Source organism: Burkholderia sp. Bp9099 (assembly GCF_003857805.1).
In the GTDB taxonomy this organism is placed as follows: domain Bacteria; phylum Pseudomonadota; class Gammaproteobacteria; order Burkholderiales; family Burkholderiaceae; genus Burkholderia.
The window spans coordinates 1-16,118 of the sequence record NZ_QTPU01000059.1 but is presented as its reverse complement, the minus strand read 5'-3'; the positions used below and the strand labels follow the sequence as shown (position 1 = coordinate 16,118).

Sequence of the window (16,118 nt, the reverse complement as noted above, 5' to 3'; positions counted from 1 at the left end):
CTCGACCGCCCGAACGCGGTCTTCGTATGAATACATGGACTACCTCCAAAGTAGTCCAAGATTTTGTCCGCATCCCCTGCTTTGACTGCCGCGGATATTGCCTTTCCGCGACCAGCCATGTCATAGGTGAAGAGACTTACTCCTGAATCAGGAATCGATTGCGGTTCTTGGCATCTTTGATCCAGGCAGGCGCGCGGCCGCGGCCCGACCAAGTTGCGCCGGTCTTGGGATCGCGATATTTTGCTTCTAGAGGCGCCTTCGTCCGCTTTGCCGACTGGCCGCGACGCGTACCAAAGATATCCTGCTCGGTAATGCCGTACTCGGTGACCTTGGCACGGATGTCGTCGACAACAGATCGGAATTCTGCTACCCGGGCGGCTTCAGTCTTCGCAGCCAAGGCGTCCATTTGAGCTTTCAGCTCCTTGTAAGTTGCCATGTTTTCCTCCTCTGGTTGTGCTGCGCATATGATAGCGGTTTCAACTTACGAGAAGGAGCGAATCGAGAGGTACGCATTACTCAATCGTGGCCGTCCCGGCCGAGCGTGGACTCCTACAAGACTCGGCTACTGGTCACTTTCAATTGCGGATTTCCATGTTCACGATCGGCCGGATCGGCAATTGATCAAAGAGTTGGTAATCGTGGCCGTGGCCGACGGACACGTTCGAGTTCCCGGATTTTGAATCCTGGGCGGACCACCGGTTTCCATTCCGGCTCGAATTCCACTGGAAGCGCGGCGGTACAACTCCGAGTACAGCCACGATTGCTTGAAGGCGTCCGGGTAGGCGTTGAGCTCGTCCGAACTGCGTGCACTGCAAGACCTGCGACATCAAGGACCCGACGCAGAACATCGTGTGGGTCACGCCGGAAGGCGGCGGCCCGAACTGTCCAAACATGTAAACGCAGAGGCCGGGAGTGTAATCGCCATGCCGCAGAGGCGGAGAGCGCCGCGGTCGAGATGGCCGCGCAGCCGCGCGGGCTGGTACGACTCGCCGTGCCGATGTCGTTCGGGTTGCGCTGGGGCGCGCTTTCGTGAACGCAGGCGGAACAGGCTACGCACCTCGGTATTCCTGGGAAACTGAATATCTGTTGCGTCGGCGGTTCCCGGAAGCTTGGAAAACAGGTGCGGACCGCCGATTTTTTAAGCATCCGCGTATTAAAGCGACAGGAATTGAGTGTTTTTGCTGGCGGCAAGTCTGTCGTGTGGCCGTTTGGCACCTCAAAACGACGAGAATTGGTTGTCAAACCGCGACATCAATTGATTAACTCTACATACGGCGCACGCACCATCGCTCGCAGAAACGGTTGCCCATCTGCGCGGCCGTTGCAGACGACGGTCGCAGCGCGCGTGGCGGGCATCGCATTCGGCGGATCCCGCAGCAGCACGTGCGCAGCGCGCAAGAGCAGCAACGGCAGGATACCCCCGACGATGAAGATGGCCTGCCAGCCGAAATGCGCAATCAGGAGCGCTGCCATGCCGCCACCGATGGCGCCTCCCGCCGAAATCCCCGTCGCCACGGCGGCCGCCACCGCGGAGCGGCGGCCCGCGCTCGCGTGCCCGGTGGCGCCCGCAATGGTGGCGGGCACCGCGAGACCGAGAAACAGCGCCGTCAGGAGCCGCAGCACGGACATTTCCACGATCGATCCCGCAGCGGCACTCGCCAGCGAAAGCAGCGCGAAGCCGATCATCGATGCGGCCACGAGCCGATGGCGGCCGAACCGGGTGACCGCTCGCCCGCTCAGCAGATAGCCGATCACCGCGCCGAGGCTCGTCATCATGAACGCGGGAGTCGGTGCAGCAGGCGGAAGGCTCCATCTTGCGGCGACCGTCGGGGCCACGTACGAGATCGCGGCGGTATCGAAACCGTCGACAGCCATGATCGAAAAGGCCGTGATGCCGGCGAGCCACGTTCTGCGCGGACCGCGGATGTTATCCGTGGCGCCTGGCGATGCGGAAAGAGGGTGGGTCATGTCAGGCTCAGAAGGCGTGTTGAATGCTTAGCGCAGCGGACGTTTGCACGGCGGAACCGGACGGCTCGGCCAGTGTGGAGTTGATGCGAGCCAACGCACTGCGCCCGGAGGCGCGCTGCCATGCGAGTGTCGCGTAGACGGACGTGCGCTTCGACAGGTTGTATGTCAGCGTTCCGGCCAGCTGGTTCGCGTGGTTGTTGTCGAGCGGTGCATTGCCGCCCATGTACGTGTAGGTGCCGGCGATGTTCCAGAACGGCGAAATTGCGTAGCTGATGCTCGTGTCCACGCTGTCGATCTGCGCCCCGGTGCTCGTGTTGCGCGAAACGGTGCCGAGCAGCGCGACCTGGGTGCGCCCGAACCGGTAGCGTCCGCCGATGCCGGTATTTCGGATGCCCGCGTTGCCGTGCTCGATGAGCGGCGAGCGGGCGTACGTATACGCTGCGCTGATGCTGCCGTTCGCAAACTGATAAGCCACGCTGAAGCTCGAACCGCTCGAATTCGCGAATTGCCCTGGCACGCCGCCGAAGCTGTACATCGCGCCGAACGTCCATCCGTCGAAGGGCATGCTCTTGAATTTCACCGCGTTGTTGAGGGCTTCTCCGTTGAGTCGGTCGAAGTCGTACGCCTGCCGGACGACGTAAGGCACGCCGAAGGAGGCGAACGGCCCCATGTGCGCGCCCCAGATGCCCTGATAGAACGCACCGGAGTACTGCTGGAGCGTGAGCGTATCGAACATGAAGTCCCGCTGTTGTCCGAAGGTCAGCGTGCCATATGGAGTTACGAGGCCGACATACGATTCGCGCGAGAACAGGCTGCCCGACGCGCCCAGTACGGCGCCGTTGTTCATGCCGAATAGCGTGCCGAGCATGAACAGCGATTTGTATCCGCCGCCCAGGTCTTCCTGGCCGCTGAATATCAGCGAGTTCGGGCGTAGCACCCCGGCCGGCAGTGCGTAGACGCTCGAATGGCCGCCCACGTTGCTGGTGTACGCAACGCCCTCGCCGAGCACACCGGAGATCGACACGCTGCTTTGCGCAACGGCGGGCGGTATCCATCCGATACTCAACGCAAATGCTGCATAGCGGAAGTGAACGCTTCGAAACATGGGGCCTCCTTTTGTAGTTGGGAATCGGGACGTTGCATGTGGACGGCCCATGCTGCGACGCCACCTTCCGAAACAAAACGGAAATAAATTGCGCTCCCCCTTGAAAAACAGTCATGTCGCTGCGGCCTCGCGCATCGTGCGGGGTTGAGCGTTATTCACGTGGACGTGACGATATTTCCATCGTGTTCCCGGAAAAAATCGCCGACGATTTACGCTCGGACAACACTGGGGATCGTGCGGGGCGCGTCTGTGTGCGACGCACGGCCGTGTGGTTCCCGATCAAGGGGCGTTTGATGCAAACGATATTGGCGAGCTGCGAGCAAGGCGAATTGCTCGGTAGCAGCGTAGACGGTGCGCTGGTCTTCCAGGACATTCCCTATGCGAACGACGGCGGTCGCTATCGCGACTGCCTTCCTCCCGCGAGCTGGCAGGGCGTTCGCGATTGCACCGGTCCCGGGCCGGTCTTTCCGCAGTTGCCGAGCCGGCTCGACTTCGTGATGGGCCCGACCGCGCAAGGTGTGCAGATGTCCGAAGACGCATATCGCCTGAACGTCTACACACCGTCGCTTGCCGGCAACTTGCCGGTGCTGTTCTGGATACATGGCGGCGGGTTCGTGACCGGCGGCGCCTTACCGTGCTACAGCGGAACCGAACTCGCCCGGTCCGGGCGCGCGGTTGTCGTTACCTTCAACTACCGGCTCGGGATTCTCGGCAATCTGTGTATGCCCGGCGTGGCGGCCGGCAACTTTTCTGTAACGGACATCCTGCGTGCGCTCGACTGGGTTCGCAGCAATATCGAGCGATTCGGCGGTAATCCCGAAGCTATTACATTTGCGGGCCAATCGGCCGGTGCGTGGTACACGAGGATGCTCATGGGGATGAAGGAAACGGCCGGTCTCGCGCGCTCCGCTGCCGTACTCAGCTTGCCCGGCCTCCCGCCTCTCCTGCCCGAGGAGGCGCATCGGATCGCATCGGACTTTTGCGCACTCGCCGAATTTCACGACCCCGCTGTCGATCTGCGAAATGCGCCGGTACAGGTGCTGCTGGATTTGCAAGCGAGGCTGCTCGCGTCGCGCGCGGGCTTCGGCACAGTACCGGTGGGCTTCATGCCCGTCGCGGTCGATCGCGTCGCGGCGGATCCCGTGACGCAGTCGTTGCGGTTTGCGCCAAAGCCCGTGATGATCGGTTGGACGCGCCACGAAACCGGCAGCTTCTTCGCGAGCAACCCGGCAGCCGTGGATGCGACGCGAAGCATGGTCGAGCGCGTATTCCAAGCTGAACTGGGCGAGGCTGGGACGCGCCATTACGAGCGTGTCATGCAGCAGCGTCCGGGAAGCACGCCCTACGCGGCATTGGTCGAACTGACGTCGTATTCAATCTTCAAGCGGCCCGCAATCGAGGCAGCAGGTTCGCTGGCGAAAGCCGGCAGCGATGTCTACGGCTACCAATTCGACATCGCGTCTCGCCAGCCGCATGTGGGCGCTGGCCATTGTTTCGAGTTGCCCTTCGCTTTCGGCAATTTCGACGACTGGACCGACGCACCCATGCTGGCCGGGACAAGCCGTGCTTTCGCGAACGATCTCTCCGGCATGATGCGGTCCTATCTGATGAATTTCATCGAAACGGGAGACCCGAATGGTGACGATCTGCCCGCATGGACCCGTTGCGGACCCGATCGTATCGATGCGATGCACTTTGCCGAATGGGTATCGTGCTATACGGAACGTCCGGGGTTCTCAGCACCGGAGACGCTATCACGTTAGCGGAGTAGGTTCACGAGGGGCACAGGCAATGTCACGTTAGCATAGTATGACGGAATGAAGACGACATCGCTTTATCGTGGACATCGATGTCCGGCGGCCATCATCAGCCTGGCCGTGCCGCTGGCATTTTTGCTTCCCGCTTAGCCTGCGCGACATCGAAGAACTGCTGTTCGAGCGCGGCGTCGTGGTCAGCTACTCGTATCGTACCCACGGAGAAAATGGTTGACTCGCTCGGCAATACGCAAGTCGTCTTTGTGTGGACATCCCTGGTTTTGACCCATTGGAACGAAGTCGCAGCGAGTGGGCGACTTCACGGAACGGGCATCGGCCTCATAGCGCCATGCGCGCGTAGTGGTGCCGAGAAAGTACCTCTTGAGGCATTATGTCTTGCGAGCATCATGGCGCCCTTCGTCCATCTTCGCGACCGCCTCTTTCAGCAGCCCGCGCAACCAGGTGAGTCCGGGGTCCGAGGTCCGATGCTTGTGCCATTGCATCGCCTGCTCCAGCGTCGGAACCGGCACCGGCGCCTCGCGCAGCACGATGGGCAGGCTGCGTGCGGCCTCTTCGGCGAGCCGTCGGTGCATGGTGGCGATCCGGTTCGTGCCGACCAGCAGATGGGCCGGCGACACGAAGCTGTACGTGCTCGCCTCGACGCGCCTCACGACGCCGAGCCGCTGCATGAACCAGTCTTCGAGCGTCGTCTGTGCGTCGCCGACCTGCACGATGACGTGCCCGGCCGCCATGTAGCGCTCGTTCGTCATCTCGCCCTGCGAGAGGGGGCTGTGGTTCCACACCACACAGCAGTAGGTTTCCTCCAGCAGCACCTCGGCCGGATGCTCGGTCGAGCAATACTCCTTGGGGATGATCAGCAGATCCGCTTCGCCGCGTTCAAGCACGCGGTGGGGATAAGCGACTTGCGGACGTAGCTCGAATCGGATGCCGGGTGCTTCCTTGTAAGCGAGCGCGAACAGGTGCGGCATGAGCGTCGTCATCGTGTAGTCCGAGACGAACAGGCGGAACAACCGATTCGCTTGCGCTGGCACGAATTCGGGATGGGCAGCCACCGTCGCGTCGACGCGCACGAGAATGTCGCGCACGGCGTCTTTGAGCGCCTCGGCGCGGGGCGTCGGTTCCATCTTGCGGCCGACCTGCACCAGCAGTTCGTCGTTGAAGTAGTCGCGCAACCGCGAAAGCGCGTTGCTCATCGCTGACTGGCTCAGATGGATCTTTTCGGCCGCCCGGCTGATGTTCTGTTCGCTCAGGAGCGCGTCGAGCGCAACGAGCAAATTGAGGTCGAGCTTGTTGAACCGCATGTGTGCTGTCTCCGTTGTCCTCTTCGCTGCCGCGTGACCGCCGGATGCGCTATCAGGGTTTAACCTGAAAGTATTGACGCCGTCGATATCGGCAATGGATCGAATCCATTTTTAGGATACATCGGCCTATCTTAACCTAGCCCTATCTCGACGCGACGGCTGCCGACGCATCGCATCGGGAGGCCAGCGTCAGGGCATTTCAGGTCGAACGTACCGCTGTACCTCGGCCGTGTGCACCGCGCTTTCCACTATTAAAAGAGATGACCGGAGGTGCAAACGCGCCCCGAGCAGGAGGAGACAGCATGTCCACGAAACTGATCGCAGCCGTTGTCGGTTGCGCCGTGTTGGCGACCGGTTCGATGAAGGAAGCGCAGGCATTCGAAGGCGGGATTTCACCGTATCCGGCCGGAGCGGTGGGGACGAACATCGCCAACCTGCCACCGATCCCGGGCTTGTTCGCACTCGAACAGTTCAACTACAGCTTTGCGAACGGCCTCTACGGCAACGACGGCAAGAAACTGCCGATTCCGTTCCATACGTCGGTGTTCTCGGAAACCACGCGCCTGCTGGCGGCGTATCCGTTCCACCTGCTCGGCGCAAACGTCTATACGCAGTTGGTCATTCCCGTTGTGTCCTTGCACAGCACGGTGTTCGGGCAGTCGGGCACACAGAACGGCCTCTCCAACATCACGCTGACGCCTGTGTTGCTGCAATGGAATCTCTCGCCGAACCTGGCGATCGCGTCGGGCATCGACGTTGCGTTCGAGACGGGTTCCTATAGCCCAGTCAAGTCGAGCGTCGCGGTGGGGTACACCTCGGTGCAGCCGGTGATCTCGATTCGCTACAACGTTCCCAACGGAATCGACGTCGCACTCGCGAACCGCTTCCTACTCAACCTGAAGAACGGCGCGACGGACTACAGCTCGGGCGACGGTTACGTCGCCGAGTTCAACGCCGGCTGGAACTTCGGCCCATGGAAGCTCGGCGTCGTCGGCGCGTACCTGAACCAGTTCAGCGACGACAAGGCCGGCGGCGTGCGCGTGGGCAATCGCATGCGCACTTTCGGCATCGGCCCGTCGGTCGTGTACGACGCCAGAAGCTGGAACGTCAACCTCAATTATCAGCAAGGCATTTATGCCGCCAACACGGCCAAGAGCAGCAGTGTCTGGCTGAACATCGCCATCCCGTTGTGGGCAGGCTTCGGGCGCAAGGGCTGAGCATCGTCTCGCGTGCCGGACAGCGCGCGAGAACCCGGTCGTCAGCACCGTCATCGAGCAATACGCAATTTCAATCGAGGCAATCAGCATGTTCCGATACTTTCCTACCAACTATGTCTGGAATCTGTCCGTCAATCTCGCCATCGAAATGGGTGCGCGCATCGGCGAAATCGAGGACATGTGCGGTCCGCTCCAGGAAGCGGCCAGGCAGCCGGACGCGGACGGCACACGTGCGTTTCGCGAAGCGTGGGTCGACAAGGCCGATCGTCTTTGCGATCTCGCGCGGGACGACGAGGCCCTGGGGCGGCTGCTGTCGGCGGGCGAGAAATACAAGCGTGCCGCGATCTACCTGATCACGGCCGAGCGCATGCTCGCGCACGATGCCCCGGGGCGCCTCGAGCTGTACCACCGCTCGCTCGATACGTTCGACAAGGGCATCGTGCTCGCCGGCGACAACTGCGAGCGCGTCGCGATTCCGTACGGCGACACTCATCTTTCCGGACTCCTTGTGAAAGCGAAGAGCGCCGATGCGCGCAGTCCACTGCTCGTGCAGGTCAACGGGCTCGATTCGACCAAGGAAATGAAGTACTTCGTGGGCTTGCCGGCATGGCTGGCCGCGCGCGGCGTATCGTCGTTGATTGTCGACCAGCCCGGTACCGGCGAAGCGTTGCGGCTGCACGGCCTGAATGCCGTGTACAACTCGGAGGTCTGGGCGAGCAAGATCGTCGACTGGCTCGAAAGCCGAGGCGACGTCGATCCGAAGCGGATCGGCATGGAAGGCGTGTCGCTCGGTGGCTACTACTGCCCGCGCGCAGTCGCTTTCGAGCCGCGCTTCGCTTGCGGTGTGGTGTGGGGCGCCAACCACGACTGGCGCGACGTCCAGAAAAAGCGCCTGCAGCGCGAAGGCAACTTCCCGGTGCCGCACTACTGGAAGCACGTCTGCTGGGTCTGGGGCGCGAAGGATATCGACGACTTCATGCGCATCGCCGAAGACGTGCATCTCGACGGCGTGCTCGATCGCATCAAGGTGCCGTTCCTCGTCACGCATGGCTCGCAGGATTCGCAGATTCCGGTCGCCTGGGCGCACCGCACCTACGAGCAACTCGTGAACAGCCCCAAGCGAGAACTCAAGATCTTCACCGAGCGTGAAGGCGGCGTTCAGCATTCGAGCTTCGACAACTCGATCAACGCGGGGCACTTCATCGCCGACTGGATCGCCGAAACGCTCGGCGGACGCACCTCGCTCTGACTCATTCACCCATCTCAAGCACGCACATCTCATGAACATCATCGGACCCGATACGCTGGTTTTCGGCGTGGACGACGTCGCCGCCTGCAGCCAATATCTGCTTGACTACGGGCTGCTGCCGGTGCGCAGCGACGACACCGGCGGCCGTTTCGAGGCACTCGACGGAACGGGCATCGACATCGCGCGCCGCGACGATCCGGCGTTGCCGCCTGCGCTCGGCACGGCAAGCATGCTGCGCAAGACGATTTACGGCGTCGCCGATGCCGCGACGCTCGATGCCATCGCGGCGGAGCTGCGCCGCGACCGCGAAGTGAACACACTCGCCGATGGATCGATCGAATCGCTCGACGACATGGGCTTCGCGATCGGCTTCCAGGTCACCACGCGCCGTTCGCTCGTGTTGCCCGCCGAGCCCGTGAATGCGCCGGGCGCGCCTGCACAGCGCGCGCCGAACGTCGTGGCGGTGAGCGAAGATGCCTTGCTGACTCCGCGCACGCTATCGCACGTCGTCTACTTCGTGCCGGATGCCGCGAAGGCCGAAGCGTTCTATGTGGAGCGTCTGGGCTTTCGCTGTACCGACCGATTCACGGGCGTCGGGCCGTTCCTGCAGCCGGCCGGCACGCTCGACCATCACACGCTGTTCATGATTCAGACGCCGCCGTTCATGAAGGGGTGCGAGCATTTCACGTTCCACATGGGCGGACCGACCGAGGTTCTGCAGGCGGGTACGCGTTTCGTCGCGAAGGGCTACCAGTCGTTCTGGGGGCCGGGGCGCCATCGCTTCGGCTCGAACTGGTTCTGGTATTTCAACAGCCCGCTCGGCTGTCACGTCGAGTACGACGCCGACATGGATCTGCACGACGATGCGTGGAACGCGCGCGAGGCGCCGATGGGCGCCGACGCATCGCAACTGTTCCTGTTCCAGCATCGCGAGAAGTGGGCGCCGGGCGGTCCTCCTGCGGGGGCAGCGGTGGCGAAGTCGGATTGACGGCGAGAATCGTTCTGCCATGTCCGAGACATACCCCGACCGTATTCCTCTCGCAAGCGTCGACGATCTGCCCGATCCCGGTGCGCGTGGTTTCGATCCCGGCGGGCAGGGGCACGACACGCTTTTCGTCGTGCGGCACGGCACGCAGGTTTGTGCGTATCGCGACGCGTGCCCGCACTTTTTCGGTGAAACGCAGATGGCCTGGCGCAAGGACGCTTACCTGAACGGCGACGGCACCCGCATCGTCTGCCACGCGCACGGCGCGCAGTTCGACATCGCAAGCGGCGAGTGCGTACTCGGCCCGTGCCTCGGCCAGCGGCTCACGCCCGTCGAGATCGACGTGACGGACGACGGCGCCATCGTGCTGATTGCGACATGACACACCCACATCAGACATAACAAGGAGACATCCAGATGGCAGCCCCTCTTCAACACGTCCTCGTCATCGGCGGCGGTTTTTCCGGCATGGCGACGGCAATCCAGTGCGCGAAGCTCGGCCTCACCGTCGACCTCGTCGAGATCGACCCGGGCTGGCGCTCGTACGGTGCCGGCATCAGCATCGGCGGCCCCACGCTGCGCGCGCTGCGCACGATCGGCGTGCTCGATGCCTTCTTCGATCGCGGCCACGGCGGCGACGGTGTGAATCTGTTTACCGCCGGCGGCCAGCCCATCGGCACGCTGCCGACTCCGCGAGTGGCCGGCGAGGACGTTCCTGGCGGCGGCGCAATCATGCGCCCGGTGCTGGCCGATATTCTCGCCAAGGCTACACGTGCCGCGGGCGTGCGCGTGCAGCTCGGCTGTACCTTCTCGCGGATCGAGCCGCGCGGCGAACAGGTGGACGTGATGTTCACGAACGGCACGCACGGTACCTACGACCTCGTGGTCGGAGCGGACGGACTCTACTCGAAAGTGCGCGGCGTTGCATTTCCCGATGCGCCGAAGCCTCGCTATACGGGCCAGGGCGTATGGCGCGCCGTGGTGCCGCGACCGGCGGAGATCGCTTGCGCGACGATGTGGCTGGGGCCCCGGATCAAGGCGGGCGTCAATCCGGTTTCCAGGGACGAAATGTACGTCTTCGTCACCGAGGACAGGCCGACCAACGACTACATCGATCCTGCCGAATGGCCGCGCATGCTGTCCGAGTTGCTCGCATCGTTCGACGTGCCGCTGATCCAGTCCATCCGCGCCCAGATCGGCACCGAATCACGCGTCAACTATCGTCCGCTGGAAAGCCTGCTGCTGCCGACGCCCTGGTTCAGCGGGCGGGTGGTGCTCGTCGGCGACGCGGTGCACGCCACCACGCCCCATATGGCGGCGGGCGCGGGTATCGGCATCGAGGATGCGATCGTGCTGGCCGAAGAGCTGGGGCGCGGCGTGACGGTGGACGCTGCGTTGCACGCATTTCAGGCGCGCCGCTGGGAGCGCTGCCGCATGGTGGTGGAAAACTCGGGGCGCCTTGGCGAAATCGAAATCGTCGGCGGCGACCGAGACGAACACCGACGCATCATGCACGAGACGCACATGAATCTCGCGCGGCCGATCTGACGCAGGGGAGGCACGATGGAAACGAACCTTTCCCCCTCGACGCCGGCGCGTGTCGACCTGTCGGCATCGACCGACACGGTGCGGCTTGGCACGTTCGGCACCGTTGCTTTGATGATCGCGCATTGCGCCGGCATGGTCGATCTGGTGGCCTTGCCGGTCTGGGTCGGCACGTTGATCGGTGCGTATAGGTTCGATCCACAGCGGGCGGGTCTGCTCCCCACGCTGTTTCTGGCCGGTGCCGTGCTGAGCAGCGTCTATTTCTCTCCGCGCTTGAATCGGCTACCGGCGCGCGTGATGTCGACCGTCGGCTTCGGCATCGCGGCGGGCGCGTTTCTCGGCATTACATCCGTGCCGGTTGATCGTTATCTGATGATGGCGGCCCTGCATGCCGTCGCGGGCGTCGCCGTCGGATGCGGCCTGAGCTTCACGCACGGCACCGTCGGGCGCAGCCGCAATCCGCATCGTCTGTTCGCGATCGCCGGCCTCGCGCTCGGTGTTTTCGCGATCGCGTTTCTCGGTGCCGTGCCGGGACTGGTCGCAACGCACGGCGGTCCGACGCTGTTTCGCGTTTTTGCGGGCGTGATGGGCGTCGCCACGCTCGCATGCGCGCTCGCGTTTCCGTCGATTCAGGCGCGCCGCAACGCGGCAACCGGCGACGAGCCTCGTTTCGAGCGTGTCGTCTGGTTCGGCATGGCGGGCGTCGGCTGCATGGCGCTGACGCAGTCGATGCTGTTCAGCTTTGTTCAGCGTATCGGCCTCGATCGCGGATTCGGTTTGAGTGCCGTGATCGCGACGCTGATCGCGCTCGGCTTCGTCAACCTGTTTCCCGCTCCCGTCGCGGGGCTGCTCGAAACGCGCGTGCCGGGCCGCAAGGTCGTGCAGGCCGGCCCCGTCGTACAGGCCGTGCTCGCGCTGGTCATCACGCAAAGCGCGGCGTTCGCGCCGTACGCGGCGGCCACCTCGGTCTTTGCCGCCGTGATGATCTTCACCCACACCTTCGCGTTCGGCATGCTCGCGCGCATCGACCGCACCGGCCGCGCCGTTGCCGCGACGCCGGCCATGCTGATGACGGGCGCCGCCATTGGGCCGGTGCTCGGCGGCACGCTCGTCAAGGTGTCCGGCTACGGCAGCCTCGGGATCGCCGCAGTGCTGATCGCTGCCGCTGCGGCGATCTGCTTCTCGCGGCTCGACCGCCGTCCCCCATCCCCAGGAGTCTGAACATGAAACCCGTTCGACGGTTTGTCGATCTGTCCATCTATCTCGAGAACGACGTTCTCTCCGATCCGCCGCCGCTCGCGCCCAAGATCAGCTACCAGAAGCACGGCGACACGCTGCCCGAATTCATGGCGATGCTGCCGGGGACCAAACCCGAGGACTATCCCGACGGTGAAGCCGCCGCCGCGGAGTGGGTCACGTTGACGACCCACAGTGGCACCCATCTCGACGCGCCCTGGCATTTCCATTCGACGATGGATGCGAGCCTGGGCGAAGCCCGGCCGTCTATCACGATCGATCAGGTGCCGCTGGAATGGTGCTTCCAGCCGGGCGTGAAGCTCGATTTCCGGCACTTTCCGGACGGCTACGTCGCGACGGCCGCCGACGTCGAGGCCGAACTCGCGCGCATCGGCCATGCACTGCAGCCGCTCGATATCGTCGTCGTGAACACGCGGGCCGGATCGCGCTACGGGCACGACGACTACGTCAACGCGGGCTGCGGCATGGGCTACGAAGCGACCATGTACCTGTTGGAGCGTGGTGTGCGCTTGACCGGCACCGATGCATGGAGCTGGGATGCCCCGTTCTCCCATACCGCGAAGAAGATCGTGGAGACGGGCGATACGTCGCTGATCTGGGAAGGGCACAAGGCGGGGCGCGATATCGGCTATTGCCATCTGGAGAAGCTGCACAACCTCACGGCCTTGCCGCCGACCGGCTTCACGATCAGTTGCTTCCCGCACAAGATTCGCGGTGCGTCGGCAGGGTGGACGCGTGCCGTCGCGATTTTCGACGACACCGACATGGAGGCGGCAGCATGAACTTTCCAATGATTCGGCGCGTGGTGACCGGACACGATGCCGACGGCCGCGCCGTCGTCGCATCCGACGGTCCTCTGCCTACCGTGGTGGAAATCGCCGCGATTCCCGGCACCGTATTCCACGAAGTGTGGAGCACATCATCGAGCCCCGCCAGGGTGGACAACGGTGCCGATCCCACGCTTGACGCGCTCATGCTGCCGCCGCCGAAGCACGGCACCCGTATGCGCTTCGTAGACATTCCGCCCGACACGCCGGAGTTTCTCGCGCACGGGGCGGTGAAAATGCACCACGCATTCAGCCAGATCGGCGACGCCGCAGCGTCGACGGTGAAAGCCGGGTCGCCGCATCCGCTGATGCATCGCACCGAGTCGATCGACTACGGCGTGGTGATCGAAGGCGAAATGACCTTGATCCTCGACGATGCAGAAGTCGCCCTGGCGCCGGGCAGCGTGGTGATTCAGCGCGGAACCAATCATGCCTGGGCGAATCGCTCGGGCCGTTCATGCCGGATGCTGTTCGTTCTGATCGACGGCGCCTACGATCCGGCGATTGCCGCCGTGCTCGATACGCCGGCACACGGAGGCGCGCGATGAAATTCGCCACCTTGCCCGACGGTGGCGCCGATGGCCGCTTGCTGCTCGTGTCGCGCGACCTGCGCCATGCCGTCGAGGCCGCGCCGATCGCCACGACGCTGCTTGATGTGCTTGAGCGCTGGGACGCGCTCGCGCCCGGCTTGCAGGCGCGTTACGACGCATTGAACGCCGGCAGCGTGCCGGAGGCGCGTCCGTTCCATCCGGCCGCCTGCGCCGCGCCCTTGCCGCGCAGTCCGCAGTGGTGCGATGGCTCGGCGTTTCTGAATCACGGCCGCCTGATGGAGCAGGCGTTCAATACTCCGCCGATTCCCGAGTTCGATACGGTGCCGGTCATGTATCAGGGCGCCAGCGACGACTTCCTCGGCCCGGCCAGCGACGTGCCTTTTCCTGACGAGGCCGACTGCATCGATTTCGAAGGCGAATTCGGTGTGGTGGTGGGGCACGTGCCGATGGGCGTATCGGCCGCCGGCGCGCTGCACTGCATCCGTCTGATCGTACAGCTCAACGACTGGAGCCTGCGTGCGTTCGGTCCGCGCGAAATGAAAACGGGCTTTGGTTTCCTGCAGGCCAAGCCCTCTACGAGCTTTGCTCCGGTCGCCGTCACACCTGACGAACTCGGCGAGCACTGGCGCGACGGCCGTGTGCATCTGAGCCTGCACGTCGAATGGAACGACCACTGGTTCGGTCATCCGCATGGACGCGAGATGAACTTCGGCTTTGGTGAACTGATCGCGCATGCGGCCCGGACGCGCCGCCTGTCGGCGGGGACGATCGTCGGGTCAGGGACGGTGTCGAATGCCGATCGCGGCGCGGGCTCGGCGTGCCTCGCCGAGCGCCGCGTGATCGAAATGATCGACAAAGGGGGCGCACGCACGCGGTTCATGCGCTTTGGCGACCGGATCAGGATGACGGCGCGCGATGACGCCGGCAACGCCCCATTCGGCACGATCGACCAGCGGGTTGTGCGTGCGTCATGCGCCGACGACGGGGAGGCCCGGCCATGAGAGTGCTGGTGACCGGGGCGGGCGGATTTGTCGGAACGGCATTGGTCGAACGGCTGCTGCACGACGGCATCGTGGAGCCTGGCGACGTGTCGGAATTGCTGTTGGTCGACCGGCAAGCGGGATGGCCGTACGACGATGCCCGAATCACGGCGCTGGTCGGCGATTTCAGCAGCCTGGAGATTCTCGATCCGCAGTTGTCGAAACCCGTCGACGTCGTCTTTCATCTGGCGAGCATGCCCGGCTCGCAGGCGGAGGCCGAACCGGCCGAGGGTGACCGGGTGAATCTGTCGGGCATGCTGGCGCTGTTCGACCGCCTGGCGAAGCAGGCGACGGAGCAGGGGAGTGCGGCGCGCGTCGTCTATGCCAGCAGCGTTGCGGCGCTGGGCGAGTCGTTACCCCCTGCCGTGGACGAGCACACCGTGCCGCGCCCGACCATGAGCTACGGCGTGCACAAGCTGGTGGGCGAGCTGATCCTTGCCGACTGGACGCGCCGCGGCAAGCTGGATGGTCGTGCGTTACGCCTGCCGGGCATCGTGGCTCGTCCGGCGCTGTCCGCCGGACATGGATCCGCGTTCATGAGTCAGATCTTCCGCGCGGCGCAGCGCGGCCAGTCCTATACGTGTCCCGTTTCGCCTTCGGCCACCGTATGGTGGATGTCGCGCAGATGCTGCGTCGATAACCTGCTGCACGCCGCACGCCTGTCCGCAGAGGGTTTGCACGCGGGCCGAGTCTGGACGCCCCCGGTGCTGCATCTGTCGGTTCAAGAGATCGTCGATGCGTTGGTCCGGCGCTTCGGCTCGTTCGACATCGATTACGCTCCGGTGGAACGGATCGAGCGGCTTTTCGGACGACAACCGCCACTGACTGACCGCCGTGCCATCGAGGCGGGATTTCAGCACGACGGTACGATCGATGCGCTTGTCACGCGCGCGCTTGAGTTAGAGCCCAGTTGAGTTGAGCGGGCGCAGCGCGGTCACATCGGGAATCGTCGTGCGAACACGCTTACGCTTCGAAGCCGAACTGTTCAATCTGCGTGCTGCCGATGCCACGCTGCTTCGCACGGCTTCCAATCGTTGGGGAAATCGATAACTCACGCCGTCAAGACGGTATCGGCTGTAAGCTTACGAGTCATCGTCGGTAGCTCGCCGAGATCCGACAGTTCATTACAGTAGCGAAACCGTTCGTCGCGACACGAATCCGTCCTTCCCGGATATCGTTAGGATTCGATTTTACATAAGCTAAATTATCGATAGTTTTGATTGTAGTAGCTTTTTAGAAATGTCGTGTTCTGGCTACTTAGAAATGTCGTGTTTTGACCTCGGTATGCTGGCCGGTTC

The 16,118-nt window shown here is 63.5% G+C and carries 15 protein-coding genes and 4 pseudogenes; 15 read left to right on the top strand and 4 right to left on the bottom strand.

The window, feature by feature from the left end; all coding sequences use genetic code 11:
- Positions 1-136 precede the first annotated feature (136 nt).
- Positions 137-436, bottom strand: coding sequence for an H-NS family nucleoid-associated regulatory protein (locus DIE17_RS36225; protein WP_124921800.1), 300 nt, complete (start codon positions 434-436; stop codon positions 137-139).
- 362 nt (positions 437-798) lie between these two features.
- On the opposite strand from DIE17_RS36225, the pseudogene DIE17_RS36220 reads away from it, so the two are divergent.
- A pseudogene (locus DIE17_RS36220) lies at positions 799-897 on the top strand (4Fe-4S dicluster domain-containing protein); the annotation flags it as partial.
- Positions 898-916: 19 nt separating this feature from the next.
- Positions 917-1,024, top strand: a pseudogene (locus tag DIE17_RS38245) (LysR family transcriptional regulator); the annotation flags it as partial.
- Between the two features lie 227 nt (positions 1,025-1,251).
- Here DIE17_RS38245 and DIE17_RS36210 read toward each other — a convergent pair.
- Both DIE17_RS36210 and DIE17_RS36205 read right to left on the bottom strand, forming a co-directional pair.
- Positions 1,252-1,968, bottom strand: a complete 717-nt coding sequence (locus DIE17_RS36210) for an MFS transporter (protein ID WP_124921799.1) — start codon at positions 1,966-1,968, stop codon at positions 1,252-1,254.
- A gap of 7 nt (positions 1,969-1,975) precedes the next feature.
- On the bottom strand, positions 1,976-3,073 hold the full coding sequence (locus DIE17_RS36205) for a porin (RefSeq protein WP_185735427.1): 1,098 nt from the start codon (positions 3,071-3,073) through the stop codon (positions 1,976-1,978).
- Positions 3,074-3,186: 113 nt separating this feature from the next.
- Between DIE17_RS36205 and DIE17_RS36200 the strand changes: the two genes are divergently transcribed.
- Positions 3,187-4,836: a carboxylesterase family protein gene (locus DIE17_RS36200; protein WP_124921797.1), complete on the top strand. Its 1,650-nt coding sequence runs from the start codon at positions 3,187-3,189 to the stop codon at positions 4,834-4,836.
- Between the two features lie 54 nt (positions 4,837-4,890).
- A pseudogene (locus DIE17_RS36195) lies at positions 4,891-5,032 on the top strand (IS6 family transposase); the annotation flags it as partial.
- 184 nt (positions 5,033-5,216) lie between these two features.
- Here DIE17_RS36195 and DIE17_RS36190 read toward each other — a convergent pair.
- Complete coding sequence (locus DIE17_RS36190) at positions 5,217-6,149, bottom strand: LysR family transcriptional regulator (RefSeq protein WP_021158321.1); 933 nt, start codon at positions 6,147-6,149, stop codon at positions 5,217-5,219.
- Positions 6,150-6,451: 302 nt separating this feature from the next.
- On the opposite strand from DIE17_RS36190, the gene DIE17_RS36185 reads away from it, so the two are divergent.
- The 11 genes and pseudogenes from DIE17_RS36185 to DIE17_RS38240 form a co-directional block, all read left to right on the top strand.
- On the top strand, positions 6,452-7,366 hold the full coding sequence (locus DIE17_RS36185; protein ID WP_059587554.1) for a transporter: 915 nt from the start codon (positions 6,452-6,454) through the stop codon (positions 7,364-7,366).
- Between the two features lie 88 nt (positions 7,367-7,454).
- Positions 7,455-8,615: an alpha/beta hydrolase family protein gene (locus DIE17_RS36180; protein ID WP_059648616.1), complete on the top strand. Its 1,161-nt coding sequence runs from the start codon at positions 7,455-7,457 to the stop codon at positions 8,613-8,615.
- 31 nt (positions 8,616-8,646) lie between these two features.
- On the top strand, positions 8,647-9,603 hold the full coding sequence (locus tag DIE17_RS36175; protein ID WP_021158324.1) for a VOC family protein: 957 nt from the start codon (positions 8,647-8,649) through the stop codon (positions 9,601-9,603).
- A gap of 19 nt (positions 9,604-9,622) precedes the next feature.
- A complete protein-coding gene (locus DIE17_RS36170; protein WP_060223552.1) occupies positions 9,623-9,982 on the top strand; it encodes a Rieske (2Fe-2S) protein in 360 nt (119 codons plus the stop codon).
- 35 nt (positions 9,983-10,017) lie between these two features.
- Positions 10,018-11,148: an FAD-dependent oxidoreductase gene (locus DIE17_RS36165; RefSeq protein ID WP_059492781.1), complete on the top strand. Its 1,131-nt coding sequence runs from the start codon at positions 10,018-10,020 to the stop codon at positions 11,146-11,148.
- A 15-nt stretch (positions 11,149-11,163) separates the two neighbouring features.
- Positions 11,164-12,366, top strand: a complete 1,203-nt coding sequence (locus tag DIE17_RS36160) for an MFS transporter (RefSeq protein WP_124921796.1) — start codon at positions 11,164-11,166, stop codon at positions 12,364-12,366.
- Positions 12,367-12,368: 2 nt separating this feature from the next.
- The gene (locus DIE17_RS36155) at positions 12,369-13,184 is read left to right on the top strand and encodes a cyclase family protein (protein WP_124921795.1); all 816 of its coding nucleotides are present in this window, start codon (positions 12,369-12,371) and stop codon (positions 13,182-13,184) included.
- On the top strand, positions 13,181-13,777 hold the full coding sequence (locus tag DIE17_RS36150) for a cupin domain-containing protein (RefSeq protein ID WP_124921794.1): 597 nt from the start codon (positions 13,181-13,183) through the stop codon (positions 13,775-13,777). Before DIE17_RS36155 ends, DIE17_RS36150 begins: the two co-directional genes overlap by 4 nt.
- Positions 13,774-14,781: a fumarylacetoacetate hydrolase family protein gene (locus tag DIE17_RS36145; protein ID WP_059485730.1), complete on the top strand. Its 1,008-nt coding sequence runs from the start codon at positions 13,774-13,776 to the stop codon at positions 14,779-14,781. The genes DIE17_RS36150 and DIE17_RS36145 overlap by 4 nt, the downstream gene beginning before the upstream one ends.
- Positions 14,778-15,734: an NAD-dependent epimerase/dehydratase family protein gene (locus DIE17_RS36140; protein ID WP_059648796.1), complete on the top strand. Its 957-nt coding sequence runs from the start codon at positions 14,778-14,780 to the stop codon at positions 15,732-15,734. Before DIE17_RS36145 ends, DIE17_RS36140 begins: the two co-directional genes overlap by 4 nt.
- 55 nt (positions 15,735-15,789) lie before the next feature.
- Positions 15,790-15,870 (top strand): annotated as a pseudogene (locus tag DIE17_RS38240) (plasmid pRiA4b ORF-3 family protein); the annotation flags it as partial.
- Between the last annotated feature and the right edge of the window lie 248 nt (positions 15,871-16,118).

Bases quoted from the DNA above. Each gene is read 5' to 3' on its own strand.
- DIE17_RS36225 (WP_124921800.1), bottom strand. From the start codon at position 436: ATGGCAACTTACAAGGAGCTGAAAGCTCAAATGGACGCCTTGGCTGCG.
- DIE17_RS36210 (WP_124921799.1), bottom strand. From the start codon at position 1,968: ATGACCCACCCTCTTTCCGCATCGCCAGGCGCCACGGATAACATCCGC.
- DIE17_RS36205 (WP_185735427.1), bottom strand. From the start codon at position 3,073: ATGTTTCGAAGCGTTCACTTCCGCTATGCAGCATTTGCGTTGAGTATC.
- DIE17_RS36200 (WP_124921797.1), top strand. From the start codon at position 3,187: ATGTCGCTGCGGCCTCGCGCATCGTGCGGGGTTGAGCGTTATTCACGT.
- DIE17_RS36190 (WP_021158321.1), bottom strand. From the start codon at position 6,149: ATGCGGTTCAACAAGCTCGACCTCAATTTGCTCGTTGCGCTCGACGCG.
- DIE17_RS36185 (WP_059587554.1), top strand. From the start codon at position 6,452: ATGTCCACGAAACTGATCGCAGCCGTTGTCGGTTGCGCCGTGTTGGCG.
- DIE17_RS36180 (WP_059648616.1), top strand. From the start codon at position 7,455: ATGTTCCGATACTTTCCTACCAACTATGTCTGGAATCTGTCCGTCAAT.
- DIE17_RS36175 (WP_021158324.1), top strand. From the start codon at position 8,647: ATGAACATCATCGGACCCGATACGCTGGTTTTCGGCGTGGACGACGTC.
- DIE17_RS36170 (WP_060223552.1), top strand. From the start codon at position 9,623: ATGTCCGAGACATACCCCGACCGTATTCCTCTCGCAAGCGTCGACGAT.
- DIE17_RS36165 (WP_059492781.1), top strand. From the start codon at position 10,018: ATGGCAGCCCCTCTTCAACACGTCCTCGTCATCGGCGGCGGTTTTTCC.
- DIE17_RS36160 (WP_124921796.1), top strand. From the start codon at position 11,164: ATGGAAACGAACCTTTCCCCCTCGACGCCGGCGCGTGTCGACCTGTCG.
- DIE17_RS36155 (WP_124921795.1), top strand. From the start codon at position 12,369: ATGAAACCCGTTCGACGGTTTGTCGATCTGTCCATCTATCTCGAGAAC.
- DIE17_RS36150 (WP_124921794.1), top strand. From the start codon at position 13,181: ATGAACTTTCCAATGATTCGGCGCGTGGTGACCGGACACGATGCCGAC.
- DIE17_RS36145 (WP_059485730.1), top strand. From the start codon at position 13,774: ATGAAATTCGCCACCTTGCCCGACGGTGGCGCCGATGGCCGCTTGCTG.
- DIE17_RS36140 (WP_059648796.1), top strand. From the start codon at position 14,778: ATGAGAGTGCTGGTGACCGGGGCGGGCGGATTTGTCGGAACGGCATTG.